Here is a 12,293-nt window from a genome sequence, read left to right as displayed (position 1 = left end):
GTACGGAGGCGGCCGCGCCGTGTTCAGGGGTCAGCCCGCCCGCAGCTCCGCTGCCACCGTGCGCAGCGTGTCCATCGCCTGCCGCTGCAGCCCGCCGCCGAAGGTGATGCGGGAGGCGCCCGCGGCGCCCAGGGCGCGGGGGGACGGGCCGCCCGGGACCGCGATGGCGTTGACCGGGGCGCCGATGCCGGTGGCCAGCTCGGGGAGCAGCTCCGGCGGGGCGAGGATCGGGTACACGCAGTCGGCGCCCGCGGCGACGTACCGCAGGCCGCGCGCCACGGCCGGTGCGGCGCCGGACTCCCCGCGCAGGAACGTGTCGATGCGGGCATTGATCACCAGCGCGTCCCCGGCGACGGCCCGCACCTCGGCCAGCCAGTCGGCCTGCTCCTCCGGATCGCGCAAAGTGCCGGTCGCCGCGTCCGAGTCCTCCAGGTTGCAGCCCACCGCGCCCGCGTCCAGCAGCCGTTCGACCAGCTCCTTCGCCGACAGGCCGTACCCCGCCTCCACGTCGGCACTGACCGGCACGTCCACGGCCCGGGTGATCCGGGCGATCGCCGCGAACATCTCGTCCGGCGGCGTGTGCCCGTCCCCGTACCCCAAGGACTCGCCGATCCCCGCGCTCGGCGTGGCCAGCGCCTCGAACCCGGCCTCCACGAAGACCCGCGCGCTCGCCGCGTCCCAGGGGCCGGGCAGCACGAGCGGGTCCTCCGGCGCCCGGCGCAGATGCAGGGCGCGCAGCGCCGCGGCGCTCACGCGAGGGACTCCGGCGTCGCCGCCGACCGTCGTGTTCATCGTCATGCGTCCGACGCTACGACGCTCCTGGCCACTGGGTAGGGTCCTTCCCGCCCTTGGCCGGGGATTGCACCCCCGTCAGGCTCGCCGACGCCCTCGGCCGCGCCCTCGCCGTCCGGCTCGCGGTGGAGGCCGCCTGCGCGGCGCGTCCGACCGCCCCCTAGGCTGGCGGGAACACGACAACCGCTTCTACGCGGGAACACGACAACCGCTTCTACGGGGGACAACGCACCATGGCCGAAAAGGCACGACGGAGGCTGCGGTCGAGCACGGTGATCCTGGGCGGGATGGGCGCGCTGGCCGCGGCCCTGACCTCCTGCGGCTCCGAGCCCGACAAGCGCTGCGTGGACCGCAACAGTTACGACGCGCTCAACGGATACCGGGTCGTCGACAGCAAGAACTGCGGCAGCAGCAGCGGCACGTCGGCGGCCAAGGGCGGCAAGAAGGGCGGCAAGGCGGGTGGCCGCCAGGTCGACGGCCAGTGGTACTACGACGCCGATGTCACCGGGCGCCACGCCGACTACGGCACGTTCAGCAAGAGCCAGGCCGTGGACCGGGGCGGCTTCGGCTGCTCGGGTTCGTCCGGCGGCTGAGCGGCCGGGCGGCTGAACGCACCATGGAACGCCACACCATCGAACCCCGGCCCGGCTGGCAGGAAACGGTCGAAGCGCAAGGGGTGATCTACCCCCTGACCCGCTTCCCGGACGACTCGCTGCGCCCGTACTGGGACGAGAGCGCGTACTACGAATTCACCCTCCCCGAGGTCGAGGCCCTGGAGGAGGTCGTCGAGGAGCTGCACGGCATGTGCCTGGCCGCGGCCGCGCACATCGTCGAGCACGACCGCTTCGCCGACCTCGGCATCGACGACCCGCGGCTGGCGGGACTGATCGCTGAGGCGTGGCACCGCAGGGACGAACTGCCCTCCCTCTACGGGCGGTTCGACCTGCACTACGACGGCCGCGGACGGCCGGCGAAGATGCTGGAGTACAACGCCGACACCCCCACCTCCCTGGTCGAGGCGGCCAGCGCGCAGTGGTTCTGGATGGAGGACCGCTTCCCCGGCGCGGACCAGTGGAACTCGCTGCACGAACGGCTGGTGGAGGCATGGCGGCGGCAGGCGAAGCTGCTGCCGCCCGGCGCCCCGCTGCACTTCGCGCACTCCGCGGGCGACGAGCTGGGCGAGGACCTGATGACCGTCGCCTACCTGGAGGAGACCGCCCAGCAGGCCGGCCTGGAAACGGTCGCGATCTCCATGGAGGACATCGGCTGGGACCGGCTCGCCGGGCGCTTCGTCGACCAGCGGCTGAAGTTCATCCGCTCCTGCTTCAAGCTCTACCCGTGGGAGTGGCTGGCCACCGACCGCTTCGGCCCGCACGTCCTGGACACCCTCGACAACGGCGGCGGTACGGGTTCCACCCTCTGGATCGAGCCCGCCTGGAAGATGCTGCTGTCCAACAAGGCGCTGCTGGCGATCTTGTGGGAGCTCTACCCGGGCCACCCGAACCTCCTCCCGGCCTACCTCGACGGACCCCGCGACCTGGCCCGCACCACCGGATACGTCGCCAAGCCGCTGCTCGGCCGCGAGGGCGCGGGCGTCACCATCCATGAGCCGGGCGCCGAGGACACCGCCGTACGGGAGGAGCCGGTCTGTTACCAGGAGCTGGCCCCGCTGCCCGACTTCGACGGGAACCGTGTCGTGCTCGGCGCGTGGGTCGTCGAGGACGAGGCGGCGGGCCTGGGCATCCGGGAGTCGTCGGGGCTGATCACGGACGAGTACGCCCGCTTCCTGCCGCACGTGATCCTTTGAAGGCCGCATGATCCGTCAGTAACTCCCTGGCCGTACTCTCCGTGGAAGCGGCCGCTCCGCTCCGTGACGGAAGCAGGGCGTCCGCCCCGTACCTGCCGGTATTCCCACCGGCGGCCAGGACGGGCCGCGGACCTGAGAGAATGAGTGCCATGGCTCTCGATCGTCCGCGTGTGCTCTCCGGTATCCAGCCCACCGCCGGCTCCTTCCACCTCGGCAACTACCTCGGCGCCGTCCGCCAGTGGGTAGCGCTCCAGGAGTCCCACGACGCCTTCTACATGGTCGTGGACCTGCACGCGATCACCGTGCCGCAGGACCCGAAGGAGCTGCGCGCGAACACCCGCGTCGCGGCCGCCCAGCTGCTCGCCGCCGGTCTGGACCCCGAGCGCTGCACCCTCTTCGTCCAGAGCCATGTGCCGGAGCACGCCCAGCTCGGCTGGGTGCTGAACTGCCTCACCGGCTTCGGCGAGGCGTCCCGCATGACGCAGTTCAAGGACAAGTCGGCCAAGCAGGGGCAGGACCGTACGACGGTCGGCCTGTTCACGTACCCGGTGCTGATGGTCGCGGACATCCTGCTGTACCAGGCGAACCAGGTCCCGGTCGGCGAGGACCAGCGCCAGCACCTGGAGCTGACCCGCGACCTCGCGGACCGCTTCAACCAGCGCTTCGGTGACACCTTCACGATCCCGAACCCGCACATCGTCAAGGAGACCGCGAAGATCCAGGATCTTCAGGACCCGCTGATCAAGATGAGCAAGTCGGCGTCCTCGCCGAAGGGCATCATCGACCTGCTCGACGAGCCCAAGGTCACGGCCAAGAAGATCAAGAGCGCGGTGACCGACACGGACACGGTGATCCGCTTCGACCGCGAGGCCAAGCCGGGCGTGTCCAACCTCCTGACCATCCTCTCCACCCTCACCGGCACGGACATCCCGCAGCTGGAGAAGGACTATGAGGGCAAGATGTACGGCGCGCTCAAGACCGACCTCGCCGAGGTGATGGTCGACTTCGTCACACCCTTCCGGGACCGTACGAAGGAATACCTCGACGACCCCGAGACGCTGGACTCGATCCTGGCCAAGGGTGCCGAGAAGGCGCGCGCGGTGGCCGCCGAGACGCTGGCCACGACGTACGACCGGATCGGCTTCCTGCCCGCCAAGCACTGACAGCGCGCCGGGCGGGCGCCGCGGCCCCCGCACAGGGGGGGGCCGGGGCCCCGCCGGCGGCAGGACCGACGGCGCTCGCCGAAGGGCGGCGCACCCGGCACACTGGCATCCGGGGACACCATTCGTTTCAGGGAGGAGAACGCAGTGGGGACCGTAACGCTCGGCGTTTCGATCGCGGTCCCGGAGCCGTACGGCCGCTTCCTCCAGGAGCAGCGCGCGAGCTTCGGGGACCCGGCCGCGCACGCCATCCCCACCCACATCACCCTCCTCCCGCCCACCGAGGCCGACCCGGCGGACCTGCCCCGGATCGAGGAGTACCTCGCGGAGGTCGCGGCGGCCTTCGCGCCCTTCACGCTGCGTCTGAAGGGCACCGACACCTTCCGGCCGCTCTCGCCCGTCGTCTACGTCCGGCTCGTCGACGGCAAGGCGGGCTGCACGGCGCTGCAGGAGCGCATCCGCGCCGCGTCCGGGCCGTGCGCCCGCGAACTGCAGTTCCCGTACCACCCGCACATCACCGTCGCGCACGGCATCTCCGAGGAGGCGATGGACCGGGCGCAGCGGGAGCTGGCGGACTTCGAGGCCGCCTGGACGATAGGCGGCTTCGCGCTGTACCAGCAGGGCGCGGACGGCGTGTGGCGGCTGGAGCGCGAATACCCTTTCGGCGCGCCGGTCGGCGGTGTACCGCGGCAGGCCGACCTGACCCGGCCGCCGGCTCCCTCCCGGTAACCCGCCGCGCCCTGGCGCGTCTGCGCCGTATGCGGCCAACCGGAGGCTAGTGTTCCGCCATATGGGGGACAACGGCACGGGAAGGGGTACCCGCGGCTCATGGAGTGGCTGACCAGGCTGCCGCTGATCGGACCCGCGGTGGTGTGGCTGATGCGCACCCACCTGTGGCGGGCGTACCAGCGGATGGACCGCGTGCACTGGACCCGGCTCGCCGCCGCCCTCACCTTCACCAGCTTCGTGGCGCTCTTTCCGCTGCTCACGGTGTCGGCGGCGATCGGCGCCGCGACGCTCACCGACGCGCAGCTGCGCAGGTTCCAGGACCAGCTCACCGAGCAGGTCCCCGGCATCGCCGGGCAGCTGGACATCGGGGCGCTGGTGGACAACGCGGGCACGGTCGGAGTGATCGCCGGTGCCGCGCTGCTCTTCACCGGCGTGGGCTGGGTCCAGTCGCTGCGGGACTGTCTGCGCGCGGTGTGGGAGAACGACGACGAGGACGGCAATTTCTTCCTCGCCAAGGCCCGGGACGGCGCGCTGCTGCTCGGCCTGGGCGGGGTGGCGGTGGTCTCGCTGGCCTGCTCGGCGTTCGCCTCGTCGGCGGTGGGCCGGGTGGCGGAGGCCATCGGCATCCCCGAGAACGGAGCGGGCCGCGTCCTGCTGACGCTGGCGGGCTTCCTGATCGCCGTACTCGCCGACTTCCTGCTGCTCGCATACGTCCTGACCCAGCTCCCCGGCGCGGAGCCGCCACGCCGCGCGGTGGCCGTCGCGGCCCTGATCGGCGCGGTCGGCTTCGAGGTACTGAAGTACGCCCTCAGCGGCTACCTACAGGGCGTAGCGGCAAAAAACATGTACGGCGCCTTCGGCACCCCCATCGCCCTGCTGTTGTGGATCAACTTCACCGCAAAACTCCTGGTCTTCTGCGCGGCGTGGACGGCCACCCAGAAGCCGGCGGACGAGCCGGTGGAGGTGCCGGCCGCCGCACCGGGCGGGCGCGGCGGGGCCGCGGAGGACGCCGCGTAGCGCCCCCCGGGGCCGCCGCCCCGCCGCAGGGGTGCGCGTCCTGGCCGAGGTCGGTGTCAGGCCGCCGGAACGGTCACTCTGCGTGACCCTGCGCCGGATGCGCCGAGGGCCACGAACGTCTGCAGGTCATGGCCGTTCAACGGCGTCGAGGAGCAGGTGCCACGGATACTCCGGCGGCCGGCCCTGGCCGGGAGCGTTCGGTACGAAGCCGCCCTCCCCGTAGAGCACACGGACGCCGGCGCCTCGCAGCGTCTCGATACTGCGCTCGAGCTGCGGGTGGGCGGCGTAGGCCGCGTTCACACACGGCATCGTCACCATCGGGATTCTCTTGCCGATGCCTTCGGCGACCACGCCGACGACAAAATTCTGGGTGAGGCCCAGCGCCCAGGCATTGATGCTGTTGAAGGTGGCCGGCGCGAACGCGATCACGTCCGCTTTGGGCCACACGTCCGCCGTACCGGGCTGCTTGTACTGCGAGCGCACCGGATACCCCGTCAGCCGTTCCAGCTCCGTCAGCTGCGGGGCCAGCCACTCAGTGGCGGTCGGGGTGAGGCCGAGACACACGGTGAGCCCACGGCTCTGCGCCGTCTGGACAACGGCAGCGAGGTCGTGAACAGGAGGGGCTGCCGACCCGAAGAGGTAGAGCACACGCGACGTCATGAGGCCTATCCGACCACACGGGACCGCCGTCGATTCGGGCGGAATCGGGGGCGATCGTGGTCCAACGCCGTTGGGCGCGGGGTATGTTCCGGATGCCGAGTCGGGAACGGAGGCAAGTATGCCCTCTCTGGATGACGATCACGCGGGCGCCCGAATTCGGCGAGCGCGACGGCGCGCGCATCTGACCCAGCGTGGCCTGGCTGATCGGATTCCGTACTCGTACAGCCTGCTGAATCAGGTCGAGTGCGGTGCCCGACAGGCATCCGAGGGATTCCTGAACGAGGTGGCCCGCGCCCTGGACATCGACGTCACCGTTTTGACGAGACAGCAGACCATGGATGATGACCGCCTGAACGCCCTGGTGCGCCCGATCCGGGCGGCCCTCGACCTGTACGACTTGGAGCCGTCAGGAACGGTCACACGGACGAGCCGGAAATTGGGTATGGCAGCCGACGAGGTATGTCGGCAGGTACGCGCGACGCATCTGCGGAAGGCCGCCACCGTCCTGCCCGGCATCATCACCGACCTCACCCGCTTGGCCGGCCGCACACCGACGACGGAAACGTGGCAGGCCCTGGCGTCCAGCTACCGCACCGCGGCGGACATCACCCTAAAGTTGGGGTTTCCCGACCTCTCCAGCGTCGCTCTGGACCGCATGGGATGGGCCGCCGGACGTGCCTCGGACCCTTGCCTGGCCGCGATCCGCCAGTACAAGCGGGCACTCGTCTACAAGGCGGGAGGCAGTGAGGCGGCTCTCGGGCAGCGTCTGATCGCGTCGGGGCACATGCTCCTGGACGGCCAGACGTCTCGTGAAGCGCTGGTGGTCCGTGGACAGTTGCACCTGGGCATGTCCGCGGTCGCGGCCCGAGCCGAGGACGCTGACGCGGTCACGACGCACATCACTGCCGCCCGAGACCTCGCCGGCCGGGTAGGAGGTGAGGCGGGAGAGGTGCACTGGCTGTCCTTCGGGTACCGCAACATTGCCTTGCACGAGATGGGCGCCTCGCTGGCCATGCGCCAGTACGACCAGGCCCTCAAGCAGGCGCGCAAGATGAAGCTCCCGCCGACGACGCTGACCTCCCGATGCGCCCGGTTCCTGGTGGACCGTGCGGTGGTCGAGATGGAGACAGGGCACACCGAAGCCGCCCTCAAACACTTGGTGGAGGCGCGTCGCGCGGCGCCGGAACAGACGCGTTACCACCCGGGGACGCGGGCCGCTGTCAGAGGCCTGGTGCACATGGCCCGGCGCACGCCGGACACGCTGAACCACATGGCCGCGTGGGTCGGCGTGTAGGCCGAGGAGCACACTCACACGCTCACAAATTTGTGAGCATTCAGGGGCCTGGCCCCCGTCACGCTGATTGCACTCGATCACCGATGACGGGGACACCTCATGACGCACCCAACAGCAGCGACCGAGCCGCCACGCCATGGCCACGCCGCGTCGCGCCCCCTGAACCTCGGGTCCCGGCCACGGGCTACGGACACGTACGCCGAGAACTTCCCCCGCGTGCCGGCGTCCTCCTCGGCAGCCCGGCACTTGGTAGAAGCCGCGCTCGTCACTTGGAAGCTCATCTCACTGTCCGACGAGGCAGCTTCGGTCGTGGGTGAGCTGGTCGCGAACGCCGTCACCCATGCCACCAGGGGCGAGGCGATCCGCGTCAGGGTGACCCGCCACAGAGCCCGGGTCCGCATTGCCGTCATCGACAAGGATCCGTCCCGGCCCGCAGCACGCCCCACTGATCCGGCAGACGAGAGCGGCCGCGGGTTCGCCATCGTCGCCGCCCTGGCAGATCAGTGGGGCGTTGACCCGCTGCCGTGGGGGAAACGCGTGTGGGCGGACCTGGAGGCGACGCAATGAAGGAGGGCCGAGTCCGAACCCGCTCCCGTGGGGCACAGGGCGGGACGGCTCAGCGGCCGCGGCGCCGTACCAGATCCGGAAGCGGCCACCGGCGGTGTACCGCGAACGCAACGCCGCCGAGGACCACCAGTGCGCCGCCCGCGATGCCGAGCGCTGTCCAGGCGCCGCCTCGCTCGGCCTCGCTCTCTGTGGTGGAGAGGTGGGCTGCGCCCTGTTTGCCGTGGTGCTTCGGGGCGCCGGGCCGGGCGGCGTCGCCCTCCTTGCTCTTCGGGCCTACCAGGCGGCCCACCGGCTCGACCTTGTCGCGGGCCGCGAAGCCCCAGTCGAAGAGGGCGGCGGTCTCCTTGTAGACCTCGTTCATGTCCTTCTTGGCGGGGTTCATGACCGTGACGAGGAGGACCTTGTCGCCGCGTTGCGCGACGCCGGTGAAGGTCGAGCCCGCGTTCGTGGTGTTGCCGTTCTTCACGCCCGCGATGCCCTTGTACGGCTTCATGCCGAACGCGCCGGTCAGCAGCCGGTTGGTGTTCTGTATGCCGAAGGTCGGGCGCTTCTTGCCCTTCTTCGCCTCGCCCGGGAACTGCGCGAACGCCGTCGAGGCGTACTCCCGGAAGTCCGCGTTCTGCAGCCCGGAGCGGGCGAACAGGCTCAGGTCGTACGCGCTGGAGACCTGACCCTTCGCGTCATAGCCGTCCGGGGTGACGACGTGCGTGTCGTGGGCGTTCAGCTCGTCCGCGTGGGCCTGCATGTCGCGGACCGTCTGCTCGACGCCGTCGTTCATCGCGGCCAGCGTGTGCACCGCGTCGTTGCCGGAGCGCAGGAAGACGCCCAGCCACAGGTCGTGGACGGAGTAGGTCTGGTTCTCCTTTATGCCCACCAGGCTGCTGCCCTCGCCCATGCCCGCCAGGTCCTCGGGCGCGACCTTGTGCTGCTCGGTCTTGGGGAACTTCGGCAGCAGGGTGTCGGCGAAGAGCATCTTCAGGGTGGAGGCGGGCGGCAGCCGCCAGTGCGCGTTGTGCGCGGCGAGCACGTCCCCGGACTCCGGGTCGGAGACGATCCAGGAGCGCGCGGAGAGGCCCTTGGGCAGCTTCGGTGCGCCGTCCTTGAGTTGGACCTGCGTACCGGGCTTCGCCAGCAGGTCGCCGCCGACGGCGGACATCGTGGCGGGCGGCGCGGGCGCCTTCGACTTCGTCGGCTTCGCGTCGTCGGCGTATGCGGGCGCGGCCACGGCCAGCGGCGCCGTCAACGCGGCGCACACCAGGGCGGCGGCCGCGGCCGTACGGGCGGTGCGGCGGCGGGCGGGGGACGGGGCGGGGGAGGGCGAGATCGTCGGCACGACGGTGAACGTACCCGCCGTGCCCGGCGCGACCGCCGCCACCCCGCACGACGCGGCCCCTGACGGCAGCCTTACGAAGTCGCCGCTCATACTGGAAGGCATGAAGCTCTCGCGCCCCGTCTCCTGGTTCCTGCTCGCCTTCGGGGTCTGGAGCTGGTTCATCTGGATCACTTTCGTCAAGAATCTGGTCAAGGACGGAAGTGGTCTCGCCTTCGATGACGCAGGTGACCCAACTGCCTATTTCTGGGTGCATCTGGCGCTCGCCGTGACGTCCTTTCTCTTGGGGACGGCAATCGGAGTGATCGGGTTCCGCGGAGTACGGGCCCTGCGGCGCGAGACCGCGGCCCCGACGAGTGAGACGTCCGGTAAGTGATCTTCCTCCTGGTCGTCGCGACGATCTTCGCGCTGCTCGGCGCGGTCCACTGGTACCTGTGGCGCCGACTGGTCCGCGACACGACCTCTCCCGGCAGCCGCGCGCGTCGGGCCGGCACCGTGCTCGCCTTCGTGCTGCCGCTGCTGATCCTCGGCGCCTTCGTCGCGCCCCGCGCGGGCGCCCCGTTCCCCCTCCAACAGCTCTTCGCCTGGCCGGGCTACCTCTGGCTCGCCGTCGTCCTGTACCTCACCCTCGCGCTTCTCGTCGGCGAGGTGGTACGGGCGGTGTGGCTGCGGGTGCCGGTGCGAGAGGCAGTGCCGGGGCCGGTGCAGGAGCAGATACGCGAGCCCGAGCCGGTCCTCGCGGGCGCGGAAGCGGGCGCGGAAGCAGGCGCGGACACGGGCGCAGACGCGGACACGGCAGCCGCGAGCGCGCCTCCCGCCCCGGCCCCCGCCGCCCCCTCCCGGCGCCTCTTCGTCGCCCGCTCGGTGGCCGTCGGGGCGTCGGCAGCCGCCGCCGCGACCGTCGGGTACGGCACGTACAGCGTGCTCAGCGGCCCGCGGCTGAAGCGGGTGACCGTACCGCTCGCCAAGCTGCCGCGCGCCGCGCACGGCTTCCGTATCGCCGTCGTCAGCGACATCCACCTCGGCCCCATCCTGGGCCGCGCGCACACCCAGCGGGTCGTGGACACCGTCAACCGCGCGAACCCCGACCTGATCGCGATCGTCGGCGACCTCGTCGACGGCAGCGTGGCGGACCTGGGCCCGGCCGCCGAGCCGCTGCGCGCGCTGACCGCCCGGCACGGCGCGTACTTCGTCACCGGCAACCACGAGTACTTCTCCGGCGTGGCGGAGTGGGTCGACCACGTACGCGAACTGGGCGTCCACCCGCTGGAGAACGCCCGCGTGGAGATGCCCGGCTTCGACCTCGCCGGCGTCAACGACATCTCCGGCGAGAATCACGCCGACGGGCCGGACTACGACCGCGCGCTGGGCGACCGCGACCCGTCCCGCGCCTCCGTGCTGCTCGCGCACCAGCCGGTGATGATCCACGAGGCGGTACGGCACGGCGTCGACCTGCAGCTCTCCGGGCACACCCACGGCGGCCAGCTCTGGCCCGGCAACCTGGTCGCCGCGGCCGCCAACCCCACCGTCGCGGGCCTGGACCGCTACGGCGACACCCAGCTCTACGTCAGCCGCGGCGCGGGCGCCTGGGGCCCACCGGTCCGCGTCGGCGCCCCGCCGGACGTCACGATCGTCCAGCTGGCGTCCCTGCAGGCCTAGGCCGGGCACGACCCAGGAAAAAATCGGGCGACGCCCCTCCGTACCGCCTGTTAGCTTTCGAATCATGGACCCCCTGGCAGAATCCGACATCCGCGCCTCTTTCGTGAACTGTTCGAAGGGCGAGGCCCGTCGGCTGAACATCCCCGCAGGGCTCGCCGAACTGCCCTGGCCCGACCTGGACTTCCTCGGCTGGCGTGACCCGCAGGCGCCCGACCGCGCCTATCTCGTCGTACCGCGCGCGGACGGCCCGCTCGGCGTCACGCTGCGCCGCCCCACGAACGTCCGCCGCACGTTCACCAAGACCACGGTCTGCTCCTTCTGCCTGACCGGGCACGGCGGTTCGGGCGTCAGCCTCCTCGCCGCGCCCCGGGCCGGCGCGGCGGGCCGCCAGGGCAACACCGTCGGCGCGTACGTTTGCGCGGACCTGGCGTGCCCGCTGTACCTCCGCGGCAAGAAGCAGCCCGATCTCGCCGCGCGCTATGAGGAGCAGCTCAGCGTCGAGGAGAAGGTCTCCCGGATGACCGCCAACCTCGACGCCTTCCTCGACAAGGTCACCGACGGCAAGGTCACCGAGACGAAGGCCGGTCAGGGCCGGGCGTGAGGAAGTCGTCCAGCAGATCGGTCAGTTCGCGTACGAGCGGCCGCAGCAGCCGGTAGCGGGACGCGGCGACGGCGCGGGCGATCAGCGGCGCCGTACGGGCGGCCAGCGCGCGGCTGCGGGCGCAGTCCGGCGACCGGTCGTACACCCAGAACAGCACCAGGCCCATCTGGTGCAGCCACAGCAGCCGCGGGAGCTGGTCCGCCAGCTCCGGCGCGGCCTTCACGCCCGCGCCCGCGAGCACTTCGCGGTGCAGCGCGACGGCGGCCTCGCGGGGGCCCCGGGACGCCTCGGAGAAGGGGCTGAGCGGGCTGTCGGGGTCGGCGGCGTTCTTGAAGAACTGCGTGGCGAACCGGTGGTACGGCGCCGCCACGTCCAGCCAGGCCAGCAGCACCCCGCGGATCCGCCCGGCCAGCTCCGTCTCGGTGGCCAGCGCCTCGCGGGCGGCCGCCCGGTGCTCGTCGGCGATCCGGTCGTAGAACCCCTGGACCAGGTGTTCCTTGGAGGCGAAGTAGTAGTACGCGTTGCCGGTGGAGACGCCCGCCTCCTGGGCGATGGCCCGCATCGTCGTCCGGTCGTACCCGCGCTCCTCGAAGAGCCGCATCGCGGTGGCCAGAATCAGCGCCCGCGTCTGCTCTCCCCGGGATACCTGCTTCGCGTCGTCCACGCCCCGACCCTAA

The 12,293-nt window shown here is 71.3% G+C and carries 14 protein-coding genes; 10 read left to right on the top strand and 4 right to left on the bottom strand.

Features of this window, described 5'->3' with window-relative positions:
* Positions 1–30: 30 nt before the first annotated feature.
* A complete protein-coding gene (locus tag AB0I82_RS29495; RefSeq protein WP_363260706.1) occupies positions 31–792 on the bottom strand; it encodes an isocitrate lyase/phosphoenolpyruvate mutase family protein in 762 nt (253 codons plus the stop codon).
* A gap of 233 nt (positions 793–1,025) precedes the next feature.
* Here AB0I82_RS29495 and AB0I82_RS29490 point away from each other — a divergent pair, with 233 nt between their 5' ends.
* The 5 genes from AB0I82_RS29490 (at position 1,026) to AB0I82_RS29470 (ending at position 5,505) form a co-directional block, all read left to right on the top strand.
* A complete protein-coding gene (locus AB0I82_RS29490) occupies positions 1,026–1,385 on the top strand; it encodes a hypothetical protein (RefSeq protein ID WP_363260443.1) in 360 nt (119 codons plus the stop codon).
* Between the two features lie 23 nt (positions 1,386–1,408).
* On the top strand, positions 1,409–2,599 hold the full coding sequence (locus tag AB0I82_RS29485; protein WP_363260442.1) for a glutathionylspermidine synthase family protein: 1,191 nt from the start codon (positions 1,409–1,411) through the stop codon (positions 2,597–2,599).
* A gap of 149 nt (positions 2,600–2,748) precedes the next feature.
* Positions 2,749–3,762 (top strand): tryptophan--tRNA ligase, encoded by a 1,014-nt coding sequence (gene trpS / locus AB0I82_RS29480; protein WP_223737431.1) that lies wholly within the window; start codon positions 2,749–2,751, stop codon positions 3,760–3,762.
* Positions 3,763–3,906: 144 nt separating this feature from the next.
* Entirely contained in the window at positions 3,907–4,488 is a 582-nt protein-coding gene (locus AB0I82_RS29475; RefSeq protein WP_363260441.1) for a 2'-5' RNA ligase family protein, read from the top strand.
* Positions 4,489–4,587: 99 nt separating this feature from the next.
* Positions 4,588–5,505, top strand: a complete 918-nt coding sequence (locus tag AB0I82_RS29470; protein WP_363260440.1) for a YihY/virulence factor BrkB family protein — start codon at positions 4,588–4,590, stop codon at positions 5,503–5,505.
* Between the two features lie 126 nt (positions 5,506–5,631).
* Here the strand turns inward: AB0I82_RS29470 and AB0I82_RS29465 are convergent, their stop codons facing one another.
* On the bottom strand, positions 5,632–6,165 hold the full coding sequence (locus AB0I82_RS29465) for a flavoprotein (protein ID WP_363260439.1): 534 nt from the start codon (positions 6,163–6,165) through the stop codon (positions 5,632–5,634).
* A 118-nt stretch (positions 6,166–6,283) separates the two neighbouring features.
* Between AB0I82_RS29465 and AB0I82_RS29460 the strand changes: the two genes are divergently transcribed.
* Together AB0I82_RS29460 and AB0I82_RS29455 are read left to right on the top strand one after the other, a co-directional pair.
* The gene (locus AB0I82_RS29460) at positions 6,284–7,459 is read left to right on the top strand and encodes a helix-turn-helix transcriptional regulator (RefSeq protein WP_363260438.1); all 1,176 of its coding nucleotides are present in this window, start codon (positions 6,284–6,286) and stop codon (positions 7,457–7,459) included.
* Between the two features lie 216 nt (positions 7,460–7,675).
* Positions 7,676–8,026, top strand: a complete 351-nt coding sequence (locus AB0I82_RS29455) for an ATP-binding protein (protein WP_363260437.1) — start codon at positions 7,676–7,678, stop codon at positions 8,024–8,026.
* Positions 8,027–8,075: 49 nt separating this feature from the next.
* Here AB0I82_RS29455 and AB0I82_RS29450 read toward each other — a convergent pair whose 3' ends face one another.
* Entirely contained in the window at positions 8,076–9,359 is a 1,284-nt protein-coding gene (locus AB0I82_RS29450) for a D-alanyl-D-alanine carboxypeptidase (protein ID WP_363260436.1), read from the bottom strand.
* Positions 9,360–9,459: 100 nt separating this feature from the next.
* Between AB0I82_RS29450 and AB0I82_RS29445 the strand changes: the two genes are divergently transcribed.
* The 3 genes from AB0I82_RS29445 to AB0I82_RS29435 all read left to right on the top strand — a co-directional run bounded on the left by AB0I82_RS29445 (position 9,460) and on the right by AB0I82_RS29435 (position 11,616).
* On the top strand, positions 9,460–9,732 hold the full coding sequence (locus AB0I82_RS29445; protein WP_363260705.1) for a hypothetical protein: 273 nt from the start codon (positions 9,460–9,462) through the stop codon (positions 9,730–9,732).
* A complete protein-coding gene (locus AB0I82_RS29440) occupies positions 9,729–11,015 on the top strand; it encodes a metallophosphoesterase (RefSeq protein WP_363260435.1) in 1,287 nt (428 codons plus the stop codon). The genes AB0I82_RS29445 and AB0I82_RS29440 overlap by 4 nt, the downstream gene beginning before the upstream one ends.
* Positions 11,016–11,079: 64 nt before the next feature.
* Positions 11,080–11,616, top strand: a complete 537-nt coding sequence (locus AB0I82_RS29435; RefSeq protein WP_363260434.1) for an FBP domain-containing protein — start codon at positions 11,080–11,082, stop codon at positions 11,614–11,616.
* On the opposite strand, the gene AB0I82_RS29430 is transcribed toward AB0I82_RS29435, so the two are convergent.
* Entirely contained in the window at positions 11,582–12,280 is a 699-nt protein-coding gene (locus tag AB0I82_RS29430; RefSeq protein WP_363260433.1) for a TetR family transcriptional regulator, read from the bottom strand. The genes AB0I82_RS29435 and AB0I82_RS29430 overlap by 35 nt on opposite strands.
* Between the last annotated feature and the right edge of the window lie 13 nt (positions 12,281–12,293).

This window comes from Streptomyces sp. NPDC050315 (genome assembly GCF_040655775.1).
In the GTDB taxonomy this organism is placed as follows: domain Bacteria; phylum Actinomycetota; class Actinomycetes; order Streptomycetales; family Streptomycetaceae; genus Streptomyces.
This window is presented reverse-complemented; position numbering and strand designations above follow the sequence as displayed.

Bases quoted from the DNA above. Each gene is read 5' to 3' on its own strand.
- AB0I82_RS29460 (WP_363260438.1), top strand. From the start codon at position 6,284: ATGCCCTCTCTGGATGACGATCACGCGGGCGCCCGAATTCGGCGAGCG.
- AB0I82_RS29495 (WP_363260706.1), bottom strand. From the start codon at position 792: ATGAACACGACGGTCGGCGGCGACGCCGGAGTCCCTCGCGTGAGCGCC.
- AB0I82_RS29465 (WP_363260439.1), bottom strand. From the start codon at position 6,165: ATGACGTCGCGTGTGCTCTACCTCTTCGGGTCGGCAGCCCCTCCTGTT.
- AB0I82_RS29435 (WP_363260434.1), top strand. From the start codon at position 11,080: ATGGACCCCCTGGCAGAATCCGACATCCGCGCCTCTTTCGTGAACTGT.
- AB0I82_RS29445 (WP_363260705.1), top strand. From the start codon at position 9,460: ATGAAGCTCTCGCGCCCCGTCTCCTGGTTCCTGCTCGCCTTCGGGGTC.
- AB0I82_RS29485 (WP_363260442.1), top strand. From the start codon at position 1,409: ATGGAACGCCACACCATCGAACCCCGGCCCGGCTGGCAGGAAACGGTC.
- trpS (WP_223737431.1), top strand. From the start codon at position 2,749: ATGGCTCTCGATCGTCCGCGTGTGCTCTCCGGTATCCAGCCCACCGCC.
- AB0I82_RS29470 (WP_363260440.1), top strand. From the start codon at position 4,588: ATGGAGTGGCTGACCAGGCTGCCGCTGATCGGACCCGCGGTGGTGTGG.
- AB0I82_RS29490 (WP_363260443.1), top strand. From the start codon at position 1,026: ATGGCCGAAAAGGCACGACGGAGGCTGCGGTCGAGCACGGTGATCCTG.